The sequence below is a fragment of the Rhodanobacter fulvus Jip2 genome (assembly GCF_000264315.1).
Classification (GTDB): domain Bacteria; phylum Pseudomonadota; class Gammaproteobacteria; order Xanthomonadales; family Rhodanobacteraceae; genus Rhodanobacter; species Rhodanobacter fulvus.
In genome coordinates this window covers 14925-36486 of the sequence record NZ_AJXU01000058.1, presented here as the reverse complement: position 1 = coordinate 36486, position 21562 = coordinate 14925, and the positions used below count along the sequence as shown (strand labels likewise).

Genomic DNA, 21562 nt, shown 5'->3' with positions numbered 1-21562 from the left:
CTCAATGCGGGGGGACGTCGCTCCCACGTCAGTCTTCCCGGCGCCGCGTCATGCTCCCACTGCCCCTCGTCGTGGCCTTGATAGCTGAGGCAGAACCCGCGTACATCGTGGCCCAGTCGAGCCAGTTGGAAAGGGATCTCATACAACCGCGCGTAACGGTCGGCGATGACGTCCTTGCCCATGTAGCGGCGTTTGCACAGGAAAGCGATGCGCATGGTCAAGCTTCGGGTGGCGCGAGCAAGGCGACACTCGGGAAGTAAGTGCGAAAGCGTGCGATATCGCGCGTCAATATCGGTATTTCCCGCACGGCGGCATGCGCGCCGATGAAGAAGTCCGGCAACACGCTGGCCCGTGTCCCGCGCCTCGCGCGGTACTGACGGAATGCCTTGCCGGCAAGGAACAGGGCGTCACGCGGCAGCTCTTCGTAGTTCACGCCGAAGTCGGACAATGTGCGCTCGAGCAGGTTCATGTCGTCGTACCAAACCGAAAACTCGGCGTAGACGATCGGGTTGATCGTCAGCCCGCCATGCTCAACAGCGTGTTCCAGTTGCGTCTGCGACCAATCGCCCCAGCGCGGATCATTCTGCACCACGTCAAGCAGAATGCAGGTATCCACCAGGATCATTTCAGGCCGGGATCGCGGGCATCGGCATCGTAACCGCGTAGCAGGCGCATCAACTCATCAGTCGTCTTGCCGGTGTCGAGTGTGCCGCGCAGCGCATCGAAGCGACGTTTGTTGCCACGGCCAGGCTTGGGGGCATCCGCGGAGGCGACGATGACTTCACCATGCGCACCCAACGAAAACCCCACCGATGCCCCCGGCCGCAGGCCGAGATAGTCGCGGTACTTCTTCGGCACAGTCACCTGGCCCTTGCTGGTAAGCGTGGATCTCATGGGACTCTCCAAAAGTATTACTGGTGGCGAACATCGTAATACCTCGGGTTGCGCGTCACAACATCAACTCAGAACCGTCCAACACCGATTCCCGCAAGAAAGGGTCGGTGGCTCCCCCAAGCGCTCAACCAATCAGCTTCTTCGCTGCAGCCAGCGCTGCGCCAACGACCTGATCCATGTTGTAGTAACGATATTGCGCAAGCCGTCCGACAAACGTCACGTCGGCCTCCTGCTTCGCCAACTCTTCGTAGCGCTTGAACAGCGCCTCGTTCTCGGCGCGTGGCACCGGATAGTACGGGTCCCCTTCATCCTGCGGATACTCGCGCACGATGGACGTGCCGGCGTGCTGCTGTCCGGTCAGGTGCTTGAATTCGGTGATCCGCGTGTAAGCGTGATCATTCGGGTAATTCACCGTACCTACGTCCTGGTGCTGGTCGGCGGCAGGCAGATGTTCGTGTTCGAAACGCAGTGAACGGTAGGGCAGGTGGCCGTAGCGATAGTCGAAGTAGGCATCGATCGGGCCGGTATAGACGATGTGGCCGTGATGGTTGCGGGCCCTTACGTCGGCGAAGTCCACGCCCAGTTCAACGGTGATGTTGGGATGATCCAGCATGGCCTCGAACATCTTCGTATAGCCGTGCAGGGGCATCGCCTGGAACGTATCGGTGAAATAGCGGTCGTCCGTGTTCGTGCGTACCGGGATGCGCGCCGCCACGCCGGCCTTCAGCTGCGAGGGATCCAGACCCCATTGCTTGCGGGTGTAATTGAGGAAGAACTTCTCGTACAAGTCGCGGCCAACGGCGTTGAGCACCACGTCTTCGCTCGTCGCGACAGGCTCGCGCGGTTCGCGCACGCGCTCGAAGAACGCTGCCGCCCCGGCTTCATCCAGGTCCAGCCCATACAGCTGGTTCAGCGTGTCGCGATTGATCGGGAAAGGGTACGAAACCCCATCCACCACGCCGCGCACACGATGCTCGTACGGTCGCCACTCGGTGAAGCGCGACAGATACTCGAAGATGCGTTCGCCATTGGTGTGGAAAATGTGCGGCCCATAGCGATGCACCAGCACGCCGTGTTCGTCCAGTTCGTCGTACGCATTGCCGGCGATGTGCGGGCGCTTGTCGATGACGTGGACACGGTGGCCGGCGTCGGCCAACTCACGTGCCATGACGCTGCCGGCGTAGCCGGCGCCGACGATGAGAGTGGTTTCCTGGTTCATTCGGGAAGATTTGGCCTTGGCATAGAAGAGGGTGCGTTCTAGGAAAGCCAACCCTGCTCTCGCATGAAAGCTAGCAGGCGTGCGGTCGATTCGGATTGGTCCATGGCATCGAAGGCCATTTTTCGCAGACGGCTGCGTTCCGGGCTATTCGTATCGGAAAACGGCATTTCGACCAAGGTCTCTAGAAGTTCCTCCCAGCTGGAGAGTCGCGGCCCAGGCATCATGCTGGAAGGGTCGAATTGTGTTTCGCGATCTTCCTGCGAATAGCTGTCTCCATCCATGATGAGAAACAGCACCGGGCGATCAAGTAGCAGGAAGTCCATATAAATGGAGGAATAGTCCGTCACCAACGCATGGCAGTGGGGTAGCAATGGATACACATCGGAATGCGGGGCGCAGACATGCAAGTGGTCGCCCGTGATGCCCTGTGCATTGCGCTCAGACGGGTGAAACTTGAACAGGAATTCAATGCCATGTGTCCTGGCGAACGTATCCAAGCGTTGCATGGTGGCCGCATCGAGTTCCATTGGCGCCTTCAGGGAATCGCGCATGGTCGGCACAATCAATACCAGGCGCTTGCCAACGGCCAGCCATTCGGCGAGTCGTGAAACCACTTGTCTATCCACGTTATGCCATGCAAGGTCGAGCGCCCTGCCGTGCAGTTCACGCGCGAACCCGTTGCGGGGATATCCCGTAATCGGGAAATGCCGTGCAAGAAACGCGTGAGAGAAGACCTTGTCCCGGTAAAACACGGAGGTTGAGCACACCGCGGCGTAGCGGACAGACCGGCCGCTGACGCGGTACAAAAACATACGCAACGCGAAGGCCCACGATCTCGATGCCCATCGTGCACGGCCGACCTCGTGGCGCCAGCGGTCGCGCTCGATACGCTTGAAGCCGACACCGTGCCATAGCTGCACGACGTGTGCGCGAACCAGAAGGAACCGGCGAAAATGGTCGTTCCAATCCGTAGAATCGACCACAGCGCAGCCGCAGCGCAACAGAAACCATATCGATTCAAGTCGTGGATATTGCAACACTTGAAGCTCGTGGACAGTGATCGCACCTGCTGCATCTGGGTATTCGCTGACGAACCGGATATCCAGGCCTGTGTGCCCCCCTGAGGCTTCGATGAAAAAATACTTGGCGTTGTCCAAAAATCGCCCATGCTGTCTGCCGATCACCGCGACCCAGTCCCTCCGTTTCGGGACCAGGAGCGCAATCGGTGCCACAAGCAACCAGCCTAGCAGCGCGTTAAGCAAGGACAGTGCGAGTGTTCCAAGCTCGCGCAACCACCTAGCGGCGGACATCGATTACTTCGCCCGTGGCATCCGCCAGTAACGCGGATAGCGTCGCTTGCGCCACACTGTCCGCGTTAAGCAAAGCGTCGGCGGGCTCGTTGCCGAAGTTCTCGGTACGCATGGGTGTGGCTGTGCGCTCCGGATTGATGGCATTGATGCGTACACCGAACGGCAGGTATTCCTGCGCCAAACCTTGCATCAGGTTCACTACCGCGGCTTTGCTTGCTGAATAGACCGCGCTCATGGCACGTCCACGCGTGTACGAGCTAGACGTGAACAGCGCGATGCTGCCGCCGGTTTTCCGCATCGCTTCGAATGCCTCGCGCGCCACAACCACGCTGCCACGGACGTTTGTGGCGATCTGCTGATCGATGGTGTCATAGTCCTGCCCGGCCAGCAGACCCGTGTGCAAGGCACCCGCCGTATTGGCGACAAAATCCACACGGCCGTGCATCTCGCAAGCACGTGCCAGCGTTGCGCGCACCGCTGATTCGTCGGCCACGTCTACGCCATTACTACGCGACACAGCAAAAACATGCGCGCCAGCCTGGGCAGCCAGCATGGCGATGCGTTGGCCGATGCCGCGGCTGGCACCGAACACCACCAGCACCTTGCCTGCCAAGGCCGTGCCGTTATCGGCAAGCGGTGCTGTGCGCGTGCGCAGTTGGAAAAGCCGATCCGCAAGGTAAATATCCGAGGGATAAGTGATCTTGATGTTGTTGATGTCGCCGGCCACCACTTTTACGGGAGCAAGCTCAAAATGCAGTACCAGCCCGCAATCGTCGGTGACATTCAAATCGGAAGTCGTGGCCGCCAATGCATGCGCACGGCGCAACAAACCGGCGCGAAAACCCTGCGGGGTCTGTCCCAGTCGCAAGGCAGCGCGTGCCGGGATGGAGGCAATGCAGCCATCGGCGCGCGTCGCGATCACCGTATCCGGGGAAAGGATGCCCGTGTCCACCGCATCAAATTCATCCAGTGCGTCCAGGCATCTATCGATGGTGGCCGCATCCAGCAGCGGTCGCACCGCATCGTGTACAAGAATTTTTGCGCCATCGTTCATGACGGTCGCGACCCCAGCAGAAGAACTGGACTGGCGGGTCGCGCCACCCTGCACGATCTTCGTGACTTTGCGATAGCCGGCTCTGCGCACTATCTCCTCGGTCAAAAGGCGCTGCTCAGCAGCCACGACCAGCACGATTTCGCCGATACGCACATGGCGTTCGAATGCGTCCAACGTGTGTTCCAGCACGCTCTTTCCGGCCAGTTTCAGGAACTGCTTCGGCGTTTCCGAGCTGAAACGCAAGCCCGAACCTGAGGCCAGAACAATGGCGACGGCGTGAGTTGTGGTCATGTCTCGCTTCGTGTTGGGAAGATGCTGTCCAGCAGAACCAAATTCTGGTGTCTTGAATAGTGTATTCGGTTGCACTGTGAAACCGCGCCCCGATCAAGATTTGTTCTACGCGAAGATTCGGTCGTACTGAGTTGGATCCAATTTCGCGTATCGGGTTGATACCGGAAGAGCCCCCCTAAATTCGGTCCGCTCAAGCGCACCGTTCAAGCTGACCCGTGAGTTCATTCAGGACTTCTGGGAGCCTGGATCGATCTCCGACTTGGAGGCGCCGCGCAAGACTTTTGCCTCGCCCCTCAGTGTCAATCTCGAGTGTTGCAATCAATGCTAAGCGGGATTGGCCTTGCGCGAGGCGGAGGGGACGCAAGGGTGGCTTGTATAAGCTTCTCGTGTTTGTCCACGCTCGTGTCTACGTCGAATTGGCGAAGCCACTCACCCAAATCAGCTCGAATGGCTCTTGGATTCAAAATTTGGGCGACCATGGCATCAGCTAATGCGTTGACATCTTCAACAGGAACAAGAGTGCCAAACGCCCCATCTGCAAGGATTTCCCGAGGCCCGCTGTGACAGTCAGTGGCTATGACGGTAGCACCAACCGCAAGTGCCTCGATAAGGACAGTTGGCAAGCCCTCGAACCGTGAAGACAAAACAAAAGCATGGGACCTTGCCATGTATGGGTAGGGGTTATGTTGATAACCAACGAGCTCGCAGGCGTCTGTGAGGTTGTTTGCCATGATCTGCTGCTGTAGAAGCTCGCGATCGGGTCCCTCGCCAAGAATCAGCAAGCGCGCGGGCGTCACCTTAACTACGCGGGAAAACGCATCGATCAAGACATCAAAACCTTTTGCCGGTTGAAGGCGCCCTGCAGCAACCAATACGGGTGGTTTTCCGGGCCCGAACCAAGGATGGCTCAACGGTTCGCGCGCGCGAGCGATCAAGCGTTCTGAAATAACGGGATTATAAATTACGGTTACGTTCTTTCGCAGATGTGGGAAATGTCCGATCAGATCTCTTGCGACACCCTTTGATACGGCGATGATTTCAGCGTATCGGAAACATAGATCTACCATCCAAGGCGTAAGGAAGCGGTGCCTTCCTCTGAATCTTCGGCTGTCCATACCCCAAGTATTGTCCTGTCGAATAACACATCGGGTATTCACTCGGGCAAGGAAAAGCGCATATAGCGCGGGCAGCCCGGTATAGTGTTCACTTGCTATAAGCACGCTTGGGCGAACTTGGCGGAGGTAGCGAGCAATGGCTGGTACAGCGCGGAGTGGGCGGGATGCTCCAAGTTTGATCTGTCTGACATTGGCTGGTAAATATTCAGACCTTTCACCATCTTCACGAACTATCAACAAATCGATGATGTAATTACGGTTGCTCAGTTCTTCTGCTAAGGAAAGCAGCATTCCAACTGCACCATCGCCGCGTAGATTCGATATCAGCATCGCCACGTGCAGCTTTGGCTTTTTATGATGTGAGGTCGTCAAGCGCGCAATCCCCAGTGTTTATGTCTCTGTCCTTTGCGGCCCCATAGCCCGTCCCAGACACCAGCAATAGTCGCCCACGTTTGCAAAACTCGATTAGGCTCGTATATCAATGTCCCAATTAAGCGAAAAAATGATGCTGGCACTGTATTATAGTAGGCAGAAAGGCCGAAATGTTTCTTGGCCAGAAGAATGCGATTTCGGACATAATAGTACCGCTTCCATGGCCTCATTCGAAATGTGTAAAGCGTTTTACCAAGAATCTTCACTGGATAGCGCGTGGCTAGGGGGTGATTAATGCGGCTTGAGCCAATTATGATAATGCTTGCTCCAGCCTTTCTTGATCGCAGGCAATACTCAACGTCGTCGAACTGGAAGAAATATCCTGCGTCGGGATATCCAATTTTCTTTATAATTTCAGCGCTTATCAATATACCGAGAAATGGTACGCTACTTACCTCCATAACGGGACGAAGGTCAGAGGATCGCAATAGTGGTCCGCATGTGCTGGAGGACGGTATTATGGGCCAAGCTAAATTCTCTCCTGAAACGGCCGCAGAGGAATAGATGTTGGAGGTATCGAGCGGCTCATTTAATAGTTGTTCCAAGGCATCCGGGCATGGCTCCGCATCGTCGTCCATCATCCAAACCCAGTCACATCTCCCGTCCATAGCTATTTCCATGCCGTGAGCGAACCCGCCGGCTCCCCCGATATTTGAGTCAAGCTTGGACAGGCGTCCTTGGGGAATGTGCTCAACTAACCAATCTTCAACCCATTCTTGCGTCCCGTCAGTTGACGCATTATCTATAATGAGTACCTGTTGTGGTTTGTTGGTCTGGTTGGCGATGGCTTTCAGGCATCTCTCTAAAAGCTCGCGGCGATTAAAGGTTACGATGATAGCCGTTACTAAGCGTTTTGCGTCGTTCATGACTGAGACTCAACTATGTTCACGTATTCGCTAGCTTCAATCCTCCTGCGTTCGAATTCGCCGTAAATCTGGTGAGAGACATCAACTCTATTAGCCAACGTTTCTTTCGCATGCTTCAGGATGTCCGCGATTTCGTCATCGTCAGGGCAAACTGGGTACTCGCGAATATTTTCATATCCGAGCAGTAGTTGGATCGATGTGGTTTTATGGGAGTTTGATGTCAAGAAGATACATGGTACACCGTTAGCGCTAGCCATAATGGCAGGATGATATCGCCCTGTTATATATATCTGAGCTCCGGCCAGCACGCCCATGGCGGCCATTATGGGTGTTCTTTTGGGGAGGAAGAAAACATTACATTCTTTTGCTGCCTTTTCTAAAAAGTTGTCTCCGTCGCATGTTTCAACACAAATCACGCTTTGGCCAACTTCCTTTAGATGGTTTATGAGCTTAACAAATTGGTCGTGTATCTTTTCTTTGTAGCGCCAAGCACTTGAACTTCCCGAGATGCACACATAGGGACGGTCGAAAACTAGGTCGGTCTTTGGTAAATTATCCGGGTGAGATATGCATAGTTTCGGTTCTTTTCGAACTGCTTCCACGCAATACCTTATTCTCGGCCCCCAAGTGAAGAGAGCGTCTGGGATGTGACGAAGATTACTTTCCCCGGATAATGCGGCGACATATTCGTATGACTTTGATTCACGTACTGAGATTAATTTGCAGTACTTCAGTAGTGACTTTGCTGAGCGAAGCAGAGGTAGATTTTCTCCGCTATAAGGGCATGAAGAGATCATTGCGTTCAGCAGATATACGGGTCTTTTTAGCTCTTTCGCTAGCGCAATAACGAAGAGAAGGTAAAGCGCATCTCTCTGTGTGGGGTTGCCGAAAATTAAGGTTCCCTCACCATTTATTATTATTCCTTCAGATTGCAGAATTTTGTTCTCTAAATTAGACAACTCCGGCGCTGATTTGGAGAATTTTCGATATTTTATTATGCTTTTATTCGGATCGTTAGTTATATAATCGTGGCTTGCGCCGAATATTTTGTCGATCCATTGCATCGCGCGAAATATTTTAGGAATATCTCTCCTTATGCTAAATAGTTTGTCGTATATGGATCTGGGTACGATGCCGCCATCTTTTAGTGGAACCTTTGCATATGCAGCCCAAGCTCCCGGGTCGCTGGCGCTTTCTGTTGCATCATATTCTTCTATGATGTTGTTTATTTTAAGGAGCTCCTCAAGAGCATTGCCTGTTGTTCTGCACCCAAAGTTGGGCAGCTCTCGGAGATTATTTAAATATAGATGCATTTCTTTTAGGGATTTGATGGGTGCTGCAGGAAGATGTTATTTTAAATATTTATAGATTAACTATTTTCTTGCAATATTTTAAGGAAGATTCTTTATGTGCAATGACTAGGATGGTTTTTGTATCGGATAGCCCTTGAATGGACTCATTCAACGCATTCTCAGTTTCTCCATCCAGCGCGCTCGTGGCCTCGTCCATGAACAGCACTGGCGGGTCACGGTACAGCGCGCGAGCGATGCCGATACGCTGGCGTTGGCCGCCGGAAAGGCGTATGCCGCGGTCGCCGATGGACGTGTCGTAGCCGTCCTTGAGTTCATCCACGACGAAGTCGTGGATCTGGGCAGCGCGCGCGGCGCGTTCCACTGCGGCCATGTCGATGTCTTTGCGTGCGACGCCGAAAGCGATGTTTTCCGCCACGCTGGCGTCAGCCAGGTAGATGTGTTGCGGCACGTAGCCGATGGCGCGCTGCCATGCAGCGACGTTGCCGGCGTCGATTACGGTGTCGTCAACGTACATGGTGCCGGACTGCGGCTGCAGCAGGCCGAGCAAGATGTCCATCAACGTGCTTTTGCCAGCACCGGTCTTGCCGGTGATGCCAATACTGGTGCCCGCGGGAATACGTAGGTCGAAGTGATCCAGCACGGGCTTGTCGGGCGTGGAGGGATAGGCGTAGCAGATGTCCTGCAGGTGGATTTCCTCGCTTGGCGCCAGCATGGGCCCGAGGGCGGCCGTTTCGGCGTCGGGCAGCAGCAGGTCGTGGTGGATGGCATCCAGTGCCGCCGATGAGAACTTCAGCTTGGCGAGGCCGCGATACATGATCTGCGCCGAGGGCAGCAGGCGGTAGGCAGCGAAGCCGTATAGGCCAAGGGCTGGCAATACGTGGGCGATGTCGCCGCGATTGAGCATCAGCATCAAGGCCAGCAGGATCAGTCCGCAGTAACCCACGGCTTCCACGAAGTACAGCGGCGACTGGCTCAGCGTGTCGCTAGTGGCCATGTGCCGCGACAATTGGCGCGATGCCCTGTTGAATTTTTCCTGGTAAGCCATCGCCGCGTGGGTCACCTTGACGTCCTTGATGCCGCCCAGCACCTCGTTGCAGGACTGGAAGCGGTGCGCGTTGGCGGCTTGCCGCTCCGTGCCGATGCGCACCAGGCGCTTGCGCACCAGGCCGTAGATGCCGCCGTACAGCAGCCCCACCACGATCACGATGGCCAGCGCGGTCGGCGGGTTGTACAGAAACACCAGCAACAGGACGGCCAGCACCACTGCGCCTTGGGCAATCAGTTGCGAGAGAGGCTGGATTAGGTTGAACAGCAACTGATCCACCTCGGATAGCACATTGCGGCTGAGCACTGACGGGTTACGTGTCAGGAAAAACTCGTAGGGTTGGCGCAGATAACGCGACAACAGGCGCGCGCTCACGGAATGGCGCAGCAGGTGGATGAAGCGGTTCAGCAGGTGCAACACGATTGTCTTGAACACGGACGAACCCAGCACCGTGGCAATGGATACCAGCCCCAGCGCGATCAGGAAGCTGCGTGCGTCCTCGAAGCCTAGTCGGTCGTAGGCCAATTGCAACCAGTGGTTCTGATGGATCACGTCGGGACGGCCAAGCACGGAAAGGAACGGCATAATCGACAACACGCCACCGGTTTCAGCCAGCGCCATCAGGGCCACCAGCATCAGCATCCATGCGGACTTGCGCCGCTCGGCTGGGGTAAAAATTGCCCATATCTTTTTGAGGTCGTTTGTCATTCGGTAATCGCGGTGTCCCTGCGCTTGGATGGCCAGCGTAGCCTGTCCATATTGCCTGCGATAACGGGCTAAGTGTGCCGTTGTTTTTAAGTGTGCCGTTGTTTTGCTTTGGTTACACGTGATGTGATGAGGTATCTGATTTTTCGGGTAGGTGACCGGAAGCTTCGCGGCTGTGGCCGCTGTTCTACGAGGCGGGTACCTGTTGGGAAGCTCGAATAACGTCCGTCCTTGGTCCGAAGAACTGGTCAACCCAGCACTTTCAAGACATTGGCTTCCAATGCATTGGAGCGCGGCCGTAGCCGGGATGAAGAGCGAAAGTCGGCTATTTGACGTTCCCCCACTTTGCTTCCTTATTGGCGGGCCAGCATCGCGCGTAATTCACTCAAACTACCGTCAAGCCGCCCACCTATGTTCAGCGCCTCCAATTGTCGCAATGCTTTCTCGGCTTCTGCCTTCCGCCCCTGCGCTGCCAACATGCGCACTAATGTAATCCGGTAGGCTGGTTCGTCGGGTTTCGCCTTGACGGCTTCTTCGGTCATACGCTCACCCAGGTCGTGGTCATGCAGCACGTTCCAAGCGTAGTCGCCATAGGTGGCAAGAAGCCGGGGTCTGGGGCCGGGGTGGGACAGTGCTGCGATGAACGCCTCCATCATCCGATCAGGAGGTAGGTCGCAGTTTCTCTCCCTAGCGCACTGCGTCAGCGCGCCCAGTGAGCTTTCGTCTTGTACCCCGGGCTTGGTCGCTTTCAGCTTGGCAATCATGCTGTCCCACCACGCGTCTTTCAGTGGCAGGTGCATCCGCGCGTTCATGAAGATCAGTGCCTGCTCCGGAAGGATGGAGGAGTTGGGCAGTGCAGCGGATTTCTCCAGTGGCGCATACGCCAGCCGGGTAAACGGCGAGTCGGGTTGGTAGTGGGAATAGATGATGTAGGTGCGACCCAACTCGTATTGCGCGCGAGGCGACTGTGGGGCGCGGGTGGCGAGGTCTTCGGCGAGCCGCAGCGGGTTGCCCCAGGCATGCGCGGTGAGGGCGGTGAGGGCGGCCCAGCTCAGCAGCAGGCCGGCAAGCAGGGTGTAGCGGGGGAGGGCGAAGAGTTGGGATTGGCCAGGGTGTTCGTCGTGTGCGGTCGCGACTGAAGTCGCTCCTGCAGAGGGGCGGGGCGGGGCGGCGAGGTAGGGAATGATGGCAAGCATCAAGCCGAAGCTGGCGAAGTAGTTGCGGTGTTCGTAGATGAGTTCCAGCGGCAGGACGGTGCCGGTAAGAAGATGACAGCCGAGGAACAGCGCGATGCCCAATGCCGTCAGCGGCCTGCGCTTGCGCATCCAGAACATCAGGGCCGTCATGCCGGCAAGAAACAGCATGCCGGCCAGCGTGGTCCACGGTGCCAGCAGACCGGTGGAGACGGAGAAATCGTCGTGATAGAACGAAAGCGCACCCGGCGTCGGGAACAGGGTCCACACGACGTAATCGGCGACGATGCGTGCTTCGCTGAGCAGACGCGTGCTCATGGTGAAATCGCGAGTGGACCACTGGCTCGGATGGAACAGTCCTGGTAACAGCCAGACCAGTCCGATGATCAAAGGCAACAACAACACCACGACGAACAAGCCGATGATGCGGTAGTCGGACTTGTTGCGATGGGTGGGGTGCGTTGCGCCTGCCTCTGATGCGGCAGTCATTGCTGGTGGCGCCCGGAAACTCAGCACGATCCATTCGACGAGGAAGGCATATAGCGGCAGCATCACCGCCGTTTCCTTGGCGAGCAATCCGAACACGGTGCCGAGGATGAGGCTGGAAATGCAGAGCAACAGGCCCGTTCCGGCTCCCTTGCCGGCACGAGTCGCCACCATGCGCTGACGCCCGGCCATGTAACCGATCAGGCCCAGCAACACGAACAGGTTTGCCATGCTTTCCATGCGCTGCACGACATAAACCACGGCCGTGAGGTTGATCGGCAGCAACATCCAGGCTCCGGCAATCAGCGCCGCCATGACGCCCGTGCGCCCCCCCGATCCTGTAGAAGCGGCTTCTGTAGGGGCGGCTTCAGCCGCGATGCTCTTGCTCGCCGCCACCAGCAACGCCCGCGCCAGCAAAAACATCAGCAAACCGTTCAACAGATGGATGACCAGGTTGGTCAACTTCATCCAGTACGGGTCGAGCCCGGTCGCCAGGTAATTGGCGGCAAAACTGAGCGACGCCAATGGACGCTTGAACTCGCTGGACGGAGAGGAAAGCGCGGCGCGAACCAGCGAAGGCAGGCTGGCATCGGGCGGCTGTACGCCACGGTTCTCGACGATGTTGGGGTAGTCGTCGAACAGGAATCCACCGCTGAGGCCGGACCAGTAGACGGCTATCGTGGCGAGTATCGCCGCCGCGAAAATCAGATTGGGCAGCAAGCGACGGGTAGATGCGCGCATTATCGAGTGACGCCCCGATCAGGATTCGAAGGCCCAGTATTGACGTTTGCGGCGCGTGCGTCGAGGTTCAACTGATGACGCAAATGAGTCAGCTCGTTGGGCCAGTAGTGCTGATATGAAAGAACCCATTCGTGCAGCATCGGCATCCCAAAGCGTGCGGGCATGGTTTGCCCTTTGACCTGTTCATAGTGGTCGAGCAACTGCAGACCCTGCCGAGGGTAGCTGGCTGAACCAAGCGCTGCCGCGGCCTTCAGAGCAAGCGCAGGGCGTACCTGGAGATCCAGCGCCCGTCTGAAATCCAGCAACGCCGCATCGGCCTGGTGGCGTGCCAGTGCAACTGAGCCGCGCAGGTAGACCAGATCTTGTTGCCGCCCTGCGCCAGCCAGCCTGGGGTTCTGCAAACCCGCATTTATGAGGTCAAGAAGTACCTCGGGAGTCAGCCCGGGGCAACTACCCGCCATCGCGACTGGCAGGGTGCGTTCAAACCAGTGGGCGAACAGCGAGCCAGTATTCGCGCTGCCTTGCATCGCTACGCGCGCGGCATCGATGTCCGCTTGTGTGATGCCGCCGGTGAGGCAGTGCGCACCGATCAGGTTGAAAGCCAACTGGCTTTCATCGGGCTTGGTTGCCAGAAGCGCCTGCAATCGTTTAGCCGCCTCTTTTGGTTGCCCCGATTGCATCAGGATTTGTGCCGCGTTGGCCTGTGCACGCGGCGAATCCGGATTGATCTGTGCCCAGACCAGGGCCTGGGTACGCACATTTCCCCACACGGTGGCGCGCGCATGCGTCATCAGCGCCAGGCCCAGCGGCAGTGCAATCATCAGAATCTGCTTGGGTAGTTTCAGCTTGCGCGTGTCCGCGAGCCATAAGCCCAGGGGCCAGAACATCAGCAAGGCCGGTACGTAATTGCGGTGTTCGAAGTACAGCTCCAGCGGAACGGAGGTGGACTCAAGCAGGTGGCCGGCGAAAAAGAACAGTACGGCGAGAGACCATGCCGTATAACGCCGTCGGAACCACCACGCCCCCGAGATGAGTACGACCACCGCCAGGAGCGCCCATAGGGTGGAGAGCGGATGGATCAGTGAAGTCGATGCGGCGTATTGGTCATTGAACAAGCCGCTGGAGAACGGGCGGGGTAACCATAGCAGTGACAGGTAATCCATCACCACGCGCGGCTCGGTCAGTAGACGTTGCGCGTAGGTCCACGAGCGGATGCCTGCATTGCCGCCGTGGAGTATCCCGGTTGCACCAATACGCACCAGGTACAAGCAAATGCCCATTGTGGGAATGATGGCGAAGAGCCAAATTACGAGACGATGTGCGCGCTTTTCCCGCGCTGGAAGGACGTGGCGTCGTGAACCCAGCAGAATCGCCTCGATCACCAGCGCGTAACAGGGCAGCAATATGCCGTTGGCCTTGGAAAGCACACCCAACACGGTGAATCCACCCAGCCCGAGTACGCTCCAGATCAGCCCGGAGCGCAGATGTCCCCCGACCAAGCGTTCGCGCCCGTGGAGCCAGATCAACAAACCGGCAAGCACACAGGTGGCAGGCAACATGGCTTCGCGTTGCACGATGTACAGCGTGGTGGAAACCCACAACGGATGCAGCAACCAGAACGAAGCGCCCAGCAATGCCGCATTACGGCAGCGCGTAATTTCCAGGTTCAACAGACTGCCTAGCCGGTTCAGCAACGCAAACAGCAGCAGGCCATTAGCGACGTGCAGTATGAGATTTGTGCGCTTGAACGGTAACGGGGCAGCAGGCCAGTTACGTGCGTCAATCAGGAATGTCAACAACGTAAGAGGCCGGCCGGTGGGGTCGGCGGTGCCGGAAGTGATGTAACGCCAGAAGGAGAACCAGTTATCGATCGGTCCGGGGGCGCTCAACGCTGGAAGATTGGCAAAATCATCAAAAAGAAAACCACCATTTAAACCAGGCCAATAGACGTAGATCGCCAGCAACACTAATGCGAACGGAAAGAGCAATGACGATGTTGAGAGATGAGGACGCGTCAAGAGATTGATCCAAACAAAAAGGCCGCACGAGGCGGCCTTTTTGTCTATGAGTGTGTGAGTTTACTTACGGCAGGACGACGGGAGGTATTTGTTGCTGACCGTGCCGCCGTTGCAGGTCCACGAAGTGCTACCAGCGGACGTAACGGGCGACAGCACCAGCGTTTTCGTATCGATCGCGGTGTTGGCCTTCTGCGGCGATGCCTTTGCAAAAGTAGCGGTGATCTTGCCGTCTGCCACCGCAACCTGGCTCACATAGCTACCCGTGATGCTTTCGGCTTTAGCAAGTCCAGCTGACGCGTTGGTGGACGGCATCCTGCCCGTGTTGCTGTAGAACTCGGCCACCGCAGTCTTCGCGCCGTCGGCGAGCGTGCTGCCTTCCGACACCTGCGAGCGAATGATGTAGTCCTGGTAAGCCGGAATCGCGATGGCGGCGAGGATCGCGATGATCGCGACCACGATCATCAATTCGATCAGGGTGAAGCCTTTCTGCATGTTCTTCATGGTGGTTCCCTTGTGTTCTGGTTAGCTAACCGGTGATGCCCCCTGAGCTCCAGTCCCGTACCCCCTAGGCGGGATGGGACTCCCCTTACTCGCGGTCAGGATGACCAGGAAGCTCACGGCAGATTCAAGCAGGTTGTGTGCCATATCTGCCGCTGGTGTATTTCCGCACATTTGTGCGTGCCCTGATTGTGCCCATGATCACGAAAGCACACAAGGTGATGTAGGACGAGCCGTTTGCAATGTTGGAATGCGGTGATGAGAGGGCCCGGCATATGTCGGAAACGGGCGAGTTGTGACGCTATTTGTCACTTTGTGCGTACCCTATTTCGTTCAAACCCTTACCTTCGGCAGGATGTCGGCAGATATTTCCTGTCCAACGTGCTGGGAGCACAGGTCCAGATGATGCTGCCTGCATGCGTGACGGGGGACAGCGCAAGATATTTGTCCGCGCCGCTGATGTACCTATTGGCCTTGGGGCCCTCATACAACACCTTGATCCAGCCTTGACTCACATCCACGCTGGATACGTATTTGCCGCTGATGGACTCCGTGGAAGCCAATCCAGCAGATTCGTTATTCGATGGAAACCGTCCCGTGTTGGACACGAAATCCCAGACGGCCGCTTTCGCTCCCGAGCCCAAGCTCATGCCCTCGGCCACCTGCGCACGGATCAAATAGTCCTGGTAAGCCGGGATGGCAATGGCGGCGAGGATGGCGATGATCGCCACCACGATCATCAACTCGATCAAGGTAAAACCGGCGGAAATACGTTGGCGCATGATGGACTCCCCTGTCAGTTGAGCGGGGAAGGCACGTTTTGTACCAATTGTGGGGAAATTATGTCGTTTGGCCGGTTGGGATCCGCAGGACGATGGGCACTGTCTTCGGGGATGAGATGGCCGTCACGGAATCAGGTGTATCCGCGACTGCCAGCCGGTGGGGCGACAACGGATTCCGGCGCATTCCAGCGTGCCACGGCGGACGAATGCGCAAAATACGCGCCCGTGTGGTGGACGCGACTTCGACACTGCGGCGTTGATGCAGCGCACCTTTGCCTGCCCTGCGTGCGCGGTTACCTTGGCGTTTTATTTACCAAGGACTCGCCATGAAACCTCTGATTGCCTGCCTGCTGCTTGCGCTCGCAGCGGCACCTGCGCTGGCGGCCGATGTCGATGTGGTGGACACCACGTTCGCCAAGGCCCAAGGCGTGCATCCGTTCAATGTGCGCGATCTGGTGATGATGGATCGGGTGAGTGATCCGCAGTTGTCGCCGGATGGCCGTTATGCGGCGTTTGGTGTGCGCAGTACGGATTACGCCGCGAACAAGGGTGTCAATGCCATCTACGTGCTGGACCTGGGCAAGGATGGCCAGCCTGTGAAGGTGGTGGACAAGGGCAGCTCCGCGCGCTGGTCGCATGACGGCCGCAGCCTTTATTTCCTGGCGCCGGCCAAGGGTGTGACGCAGTTGTGGCGGCTGGATCTGGCGGGCGGCAAAGGGCTTGATCTTGCTCGGCACGGTGCGCCGGTGCAGGTGAGTCATGGCGTGCTGGATCTGGGCGGCTACACGTTGTCGCCCGATGGTGGGCGGGCGCTGCTGTCGTATGAGGTGTTCACCGATTGCGCCAACCTGGCCTGCACGCACGAGCGGTTGGCCGCGCGGGAGAAGGACAAGGCCAGCGGCACGCTCTACACCAAACTCTTCGTGCGGCATTGGGATACCTGGGCCGATGGCCGGCGCAATCAGTTGTACGTGGCGCGATTCGACGGCAAGGGGCAGTTGCCCGCGGAGCCGACGTTGCTCAGTCGCGGTATCGATGGCGACGTGCCGAGCAAACCGTTCGGCGACGACAGCGAGTTCACCTTTGCGCCCGATGGCAAGAGCGTGTTTTTCGACGTCCGCATCGCGGGCACCACGGAGCCGTGGTCGACCAATTTCGACGTGTATCGCGTGCCGGTGGATGGCTCGGCCGCGCCCACCAATCTCACGGCCGACAACAAGGCGTGGGACGCGTATCCGGTAGCGTCACCCGATGGCAAGACGCTTTACTACCTTGCGATGAAGAAGCCGGGCGCCGAGGCCGATCGTTTCGCGATCATGGCGCTGGACCTGGCCACCGGCACAAAACGCGAGGTCGATCCGCAGTGGGATCGTTCGCCTGGCAGCCTGGGCATTTCGGCGGATGGCAAGACGCTTTATGCCACGGCGGATGATGAGGGCCAGCATCCGCTGTTTGCGATCGACACGGCCAGCGGCAAGGTGCGCAAGGTGGTGGGCGAGGGCACGGTGGGCGGTTATTCGCTGGCGGCTGGCAAGCTGCTGCTGTCGCGTGACGACCTGAAGCGGCCCGCCGATCTGTACCTGGCGGGCACCGATGGCAGCCACTTGAAACAGGTTACCCATTTCAACGCCGCGGACCTGAAAAATGCCCAGGTCGGCGACGCCGAGTTCTTCAACTTCAAGGGCGCCGAGGGCGCGAACGTGCAGGGTTACGTGGTCAAACCGGCCAATTATCAGCCCGGCAAAACCTATCCGGTAGCCTTCATCATCCACGGTGGCCCGCAGGGTGCGATGGGCAATGGCTGGAGCTATCGCTGGAATCCGCAGACCTACGCCGGCCAGGGTTTTGCCGTGGTGACGGTCAATTTCCACGGCTCCACCGGCTACGGCCAGGCGTTCACCGACGCTATCTCCGGTGACTGGGGCGGCAAGCCATTGGAGGATCTGAAGCTCGGCTGGAAGGCCGCGCTGGACAAGTACAGTTTCCTCGACGGTGACCGCGCCTGCGCCATGGGTGCCAGCTACGGCGGCTACATGACGTACTGGATCGCCGGTGTGTGGAACGAACCGTGGAAATGTCTGATCGACCACGACGGCGTGTTCGACACCCGCGCCATGTATTACGAGACCGAAGAGCTGTGGTTCGAGGAAATGGAAAACGGCGGCACCCAGTTCGACCATCCCGAAAATTACGAGAAGTTCAATCCGATCAACCACGTCAAGGACTGGCGTGTACCGATGCTGGTGATCCACAGCGGCAAGGATTTCCGCATCCCGCTTACCCAGGGGCTGAGCGCCTTCACCGCCCTGCAGCGTCGCGGCATCCCCAGCGAATTCCTCACCTTTCCCGACGAAAACCACTGGGTACTGAAGCCGCACAATAGCGTTCAGTGGCATGACGCGGTGAATGCGTGGTTGAAGAAGTGGACGGCGGAGTAATCGCGGGGTAGAGACATCTGTGGGTGCGGGTTGTGGGAGCGACTTCAGTCGCGATGCTTCTGCTTTGGAGCTCCAAAACAAGAGCATCGCGACTGAAGTCGCTCCCACAGAAGCCCCCCGGGACACAGCAGATCAGCCTCAGGATTCGCCATCAAGGAACCAGGCATCCCAATAGGGATAATCCATGGGGTCTCCCACCAACCCGGCCCGCACCGGATTGGCGATGATGTAGCGGGCCGCCTTTTCGATGGATTCGTCTCGACGCAGGGCGGTCGTGAAACCCCTTGTCCCAGAGCGATCCGTCGAATGTGCAGCTTTGGCCGACGATGCGCGCCGTGGCGCCTTTGACGCGCTGCATGGTCGACGACAGGCTCTTGCCTGCGCCTAACTCGATCAAGCCGTGCCAGTGGTCGGGCATCAATACCCAACACAGGCAGTGGCTTGGAAACCACAGATCCACCGACGACATGCTGCGCACGGTTGTTCGGGCGGGCTCGGTGTTGAGAAAGTGGGGCTTGCATTGCGGCGTGATAGTGGTGACCAAGTAGAGCTGGCTTGGTATGGATCGGCGGCCACGGCGCAGATGGAAGGAGCCTGAGATGGGAAAGGTTGGCATGGGGCAAATCTGCACCATGGACGAGCATGCCGTCTTGCGCGGCTTGCTGAGAGGCTTGTGGCTGTTGGCGGTTTTGCGGGTAGGGCATCGCGACTGAAGTCGCTCCCACAGGCCGAGACCTTGTGGGAGCGACTTCAGTCGCGATGCCCTTGCATCGAAGCTTCAAAACAAAGCATCGCGGCTGAAGCCGCTCCCACAACCCTGTCCCCTACAACCACTTCGCCCGCTTCAACCCCACATAGATGCCGCCCACGATGCAGCCCATGACCACGATGATGGCGGGGTAGGCCCAGGGTCGGCTGAGTTCGGGCATGTGGGTGAAGTTCATGCCGTACCAGCTGGTGAGCAGGGTGGGCGCGGCCAGCATGGCGGCCCAGCCGGCGAGTTTTTTCATGACCTCGTTCTGGCCGAAGGTGACCAGCGAGAGGTTGACGTTGATGGCGGCGCTGAGCATTTCGCGCATGGCGCTGATCGATTCGTTGACGCGGAATACGTGGTCGTAGACGTCGCGGAAATAGGCGCGCAGCTTGTCGGGAATGAGGTTGGGGTGCAGTCGCACCAGCTGGCTGATGATGTCCTGCAGCGGTGCCACCGCCAGGCGCAGGGTCATCAGGTCGCGTTGCATGTCGTACAGGCGCCGCACGGTGGTGCGCTTGAAGGTTTCGGCGAAGATGTCCTGTTCCAGTTGCTGCAGCTCTTCGCGAAAGTCGCGCACGATCGGCAGCAGGTTGTCGACGATGAAGTCGAGCACGCTGTAGAGACCGTAGCTGGGCCCGAGTGCCAGCAGTTCGGGGGTGTGCTCGCAGGTGCGACGCGCGGGCGCGTACGACATCGATGCGCCGTGCCGCACGGTCACCAGGTAGCGCGGGCCGAGAAAGATATGCGTTTCGCCGAAGGTCAGCTCACCGCCTGTGAGCTGGGCGGTCTGCACCACCAGAAACAGCGAGTCGCCATAGGTTTCCAGCTTGGTGCGCTGATGCGCGTTGTGCGCGTCCTCGATGGCCAGGTCGTGCAGGCCGAACTCCTCCTGCATTTTTTCCAGCAGCGTTTCATCGGGCTCATACAAGCCAACCCAGACGAAGGTGTCGGGCTGCGCCAGCACGTCGCTGATTTCATCCAGCGTGATCTCGCCGATGCGTTGGCCATCGCGCCGATAGGCGATGCAGTTGACCACTTGCTGGTCGGGCGGCGTGGACGGGGCAACGGGCGGCGTGGCGAGGTTCATCGACGCATGATGCCCCGCTGCTCCAGGTGGGGCAATGAAACGTTCAGACGGGACGGCGCAGACGCCAGGCCAGCATCAGCCAGATCGGCAGCGCAAACAGCAGCCAGGGCTGGTTCTGCTGCACCACGCCGGGTAGCAGGTGCAGCACGACCGCGACGATCGTGGCCAGCAGTTGCATCGCGATCACGCCGTCGATGAAACGCGATGGGGTTATTCCACGGCGCGCACGCCACAGCGAAGGCAACAGCAGCCAGGCCAGCGGATTGAACAGCAGCAGGTTGGCGTTGGCCCAGGCCGAGTGGTGCGCGGTCAGCGTCCACAACACCAGCAACACCCACCCCACGAATCCGGCGGCCAGCGCGTAGAGCATCCCCAGCAGGGTGAATCCGGTGGGCCAGAAACGTCGCGCCAGCAGCATCAGCGCGGCGATAGCCAAGCCCGCCAGCGCCAGCGGCCCGCGCAGGTCGGGCGCGCTGGCCGGTGGTGTGTCGAGGCGGTTCGCCGACACGATGCGGCTGTCCGACACCAGCGGTTGCCAGCCACCCTTGCCGTCGCCGATGCGCACGTTTTCGACGGCGCGCTGGAACACCATCGGTATGAAGCTCTCCTGCCACAGCGTCAGCGGGTGATCGGCGTACGGCCCCAGGCCCAGGTCGAGCACCAGCATCAGCGCGGGCTGGTTGCTCATCAGGCGCAGCGTTTGTTGGCGGTAGGTCATGCCACCGGGGCGCGCCGCCAGCTGCGCTTTCAACGCGCCACCCAGTGCCCGATTCAGCGCATCGCGTACCCGCGTGGCGCAGTTGTCGATGTAGTAGTCGTAGCCGTAGTGGCGGTTTTCCGGGCGCAGGTTCCACAGCAGGAAATCGCGCAGTGCACCGGCCTGCGCCGTTGTCAGCGCCAGGCGCTGGCGGGTGATCGAGCGGCCGGTTTCGATGTAATAGCTTTCGTCGATGTCGCTGAACGCCGCGCCCATCATGTAGTTCATGCGGCCGCGGGCGAAGTTCAGGAAGAAATTTTCCTGGTCGAAATCGAACTCGCCGTAATTGAAATTGACCGACTCACCCGAGACCGTGTCGCGTACCTGCAGCGCGTCGTGGCCGAAGCGCTCCCAGTAGGTTTCGCCCGGGCCGTAGGTGACCAGCGCGATCTCCAGATTGGCCGCCGGGGCGTTGGCGACGCTGGCGTGGGTGGGCGAGGCCAGCAGCCACGACATGGCGATGAAGAGCGCGAGGGTGATGTGGCGCAGGGGTGTCATCGCGTGGTTCCGGTAGCTATAGATGAGGCGATACTTGTGGGAGCGACTTCAGTCGCGATGCTTTTC

17 protein-coding genes and 1 pseudogene are annotated in these 21562 nt (G+C 58.5%); 1 reads left to right on the top strand and 17 read right to left on the bottom strand.

Annotated elements, in window-relative coordinates; all coding sequences use genetic code 11:
- From UU9_RS18425 to UU9_RS13375, 14 genes and pseudogenes are all read right to left on the bottom strand, one after another.
- A pseudogene (locus UU9_RS18425) lies at nt 1-215 on the bottom strand (glycosyltransferase family 4 protein); the annotation flags it as partial.
- 2 nt (nt 216-217) lie between these two features.
- Entirely contained in the window at nt 218-625 is a 408-nt protein-coding gene (locus tag UU9_RS13420; protein ID WP_007082302.1) for a type II toxin-antitoxin system VapC family toxin, read from the bottom strand.
- Nucleotides 622-894, bottom strand: a complete 273-nt coding sequence (locus UU9_RS13415; RefSeq protein WP_007082301.1) for an AbrB/MazE/SpoVT family DNA-binding domain-containing protein — start codon at nt 892-894, stop codon at nt 622-624. Before UU9_RS13415 ends, UU9_RS13420 begins: the two co-directional genes overlap by 4 nt.
- 124 nt (nt 895-1018) lie before the next feature.
- Nucleotides 1019-2164: a UDP-galactopyranose mutase gene (gene glf, locus UU9_RS13410; RefSeq protein WP_272941978.1), complete on the bottom strand. Its 1146-nt coding sequence runs from the start codon at nt 2162-2164 to the stop codon at nt 1019-1021.
- Nucleotides 2152-3423 (bottom strand): CDP-glycerol--poly(glycerophosphate) glycerophosphotransferase, encoded by a 1272-nt coding sequence (locus UU9_RS13405; RefSeq protein WP_007082299.1) that lies wholly within the window; start codon nt 3421-3423, stop codon nt 2152-2154. The genes glf and UU9_RS13405 overlap by 13 nt, the downstream gene beginning before the upstream one ends.
- The gene (gene ispD / locus UU9_RS13400; protein WP_007082298.1) at nt 3410-4768 is read right to left on the bottom strand and encodes a 2-C-methyl-D-erythritol 4-phosphate cytidylyltransferase; all 1359 of its coding nucleotides are present in this window, start codon (nt 4766-4768) and stop codon (nt 3410-3412) included. Before ispD ends, UU9_RS13405 begins: the two co-directional genes overlap by 14 nt.
- A gap of 299 nt (nt 4769-5067) precedes the next feature.
- Nucleotides 5068-6255, bottom strand: coding sequence for a glycosyltransferase (locus tag UU9_RS17645; protein WP_156804295.1), 1188 nt, complete (start codon nt 6253-6255; stop codon nt 5068-5070).
- A complete protein-coding gene (locus UU9_RS17640; protein ID WP_007082296.1) occupies nt 6252-7181 on the bottom strand; it encodes a glycosyltransferase family 2 protein in 930 nt (309 codons plus the stop codon). The genes UU9_RS17645 and UU9_RS17640 overlap by 4 nt, the downstream gene beginning before the upstream one ends.
- Complete coding sequence (locus UU9_RS17635; protein WP_083838995.1) at nt 7178-8494, bottom strand: polysaccharide pyruvyl transferase family protein; 1317 nt, start codon at nt 8492-8494, stop codon at nt 7178-7180. Before UU9_RS17635 ends, UU9_RS17640 begins: the two co-directional genes overlap by 4 nt.
- Nucleotides 8495-8543: 49 nt before the next feature.
- Nucleotides 8544-10496 carry an ABC transporter ATP-binding protein gene (locus UU9_RS13395; RefSeq protein WP_237710286.1) on the bottom strand — a complete coding sequence of 651 codons (1953 nt, stop codon included), beginning with the start codon at nt 10494-10496 and terminating at the stop codon, nt 8544-8546.
- A 101-nt stretch (nt 10497-10597) separates the two neighbouring features.
- A complete protein-coding gene (locus UU9_RS13390; RefSeq protein WP_007082294.1) occupies nt 10598-12664 on the bottom strand; it encodes a hypothetical protein in 2067 nt (688 codons plus the stop codon).
- Nucleotides 12664-14631, bottom strand: coding sequence for a tetratricopeptide repeat protein (locus tag UU9_RS13385; RefSeq protein WP_237710288.1), 1968 nt, complete (start codon nt 14629-14631; stop codon nt 12664-12666). Before UU9_RS13385 ends, UU9_RS13390 begins: the two co-directional genes overlap by 1 nt.
- A gap of 111 nt (nt 14632-14742) precedes the next feature.
- Nucleotides 14743-15183, bottom strand: a complete 441-nt coding sequence (locus tag UU9_RS13380) for a pilin (RefSeq protein WP_007082292.1) — start codon at nt 15181-15183, stop codon at nt 14743-14745.
- A gap of 338 nt (nt 15184-15521) precedes the next feature.
- Nucleotides 15522-15962, bottom strand: coding sequence for a pilin (locus tag UU9_RS13375; RefSeq protein WP_007082291.1), 441 nt, complete (start codon nt 15960-15962; stop codon nt 15522-15524).
- Nucleotides 15963-16288: 326 nt separating this feature from the next.
- On the opposite strand from UU9_RS13375, the gene UU9_RS13370 reads away from it, so the two are divergent.
- Nucleotides 16289-18400, top strand: coding sequence for a dipeptidyl-peptidase 5 (locus tag UU9_RS13370; RefSeq protein WP_007082290.1), 2112 nt, complete (start codon nt 16289-16291; stop codon nt 18398-18400).
- Nucleotides 18401-18551: 151 nt separating this feature from the next.
- Here UU9_RS13370 and UU9_RS18420 read toward each other — a convergent pair whose 3' ends face one another.
- From UU9_RS18420 to UU9_RS13355, 3 genes are all read right to left on the bottom strand, one after another.
- Complete coding sequence (locus tag UU9_RS18420) at nt 18552-18818, bottom strand: transposase (RefSeq protein WP_237710287.1); 267 nt, start codon at nt 18816-18818, stop codon at nt 18552-18554.
- A gap of 406 nt (nt 18819-19224) precedes the next feature.
- Nucleotides 19225-20241 carry a magnesium/cobalt transporter CorA gene (gene corA / locus UU9_RS13360; RefSeq protein ID WP_007082288.1) on the bottom strand — a complete coding sequence of 339 codons (1017 nt, stop codon included), beginning with the start codon at nt 20239-20241 and terminating at the stop codon, nt 19225-19227.
- 43 nt (nt 20242-20284) lie between these two features.
- A complete protein-coding gene (locus UU9_RS13355; RefSeq protein WP_007082287.1) occupies nt 20285-21496 on the bottom strand; it encodes a lipoprotein N-acyltransferase Lnb domain-containing protein in 1212 nt (403 codons plus the stop codon).
- Between the last annotated feature and the right edge of the window lie 66 nt (nt 21497-21562).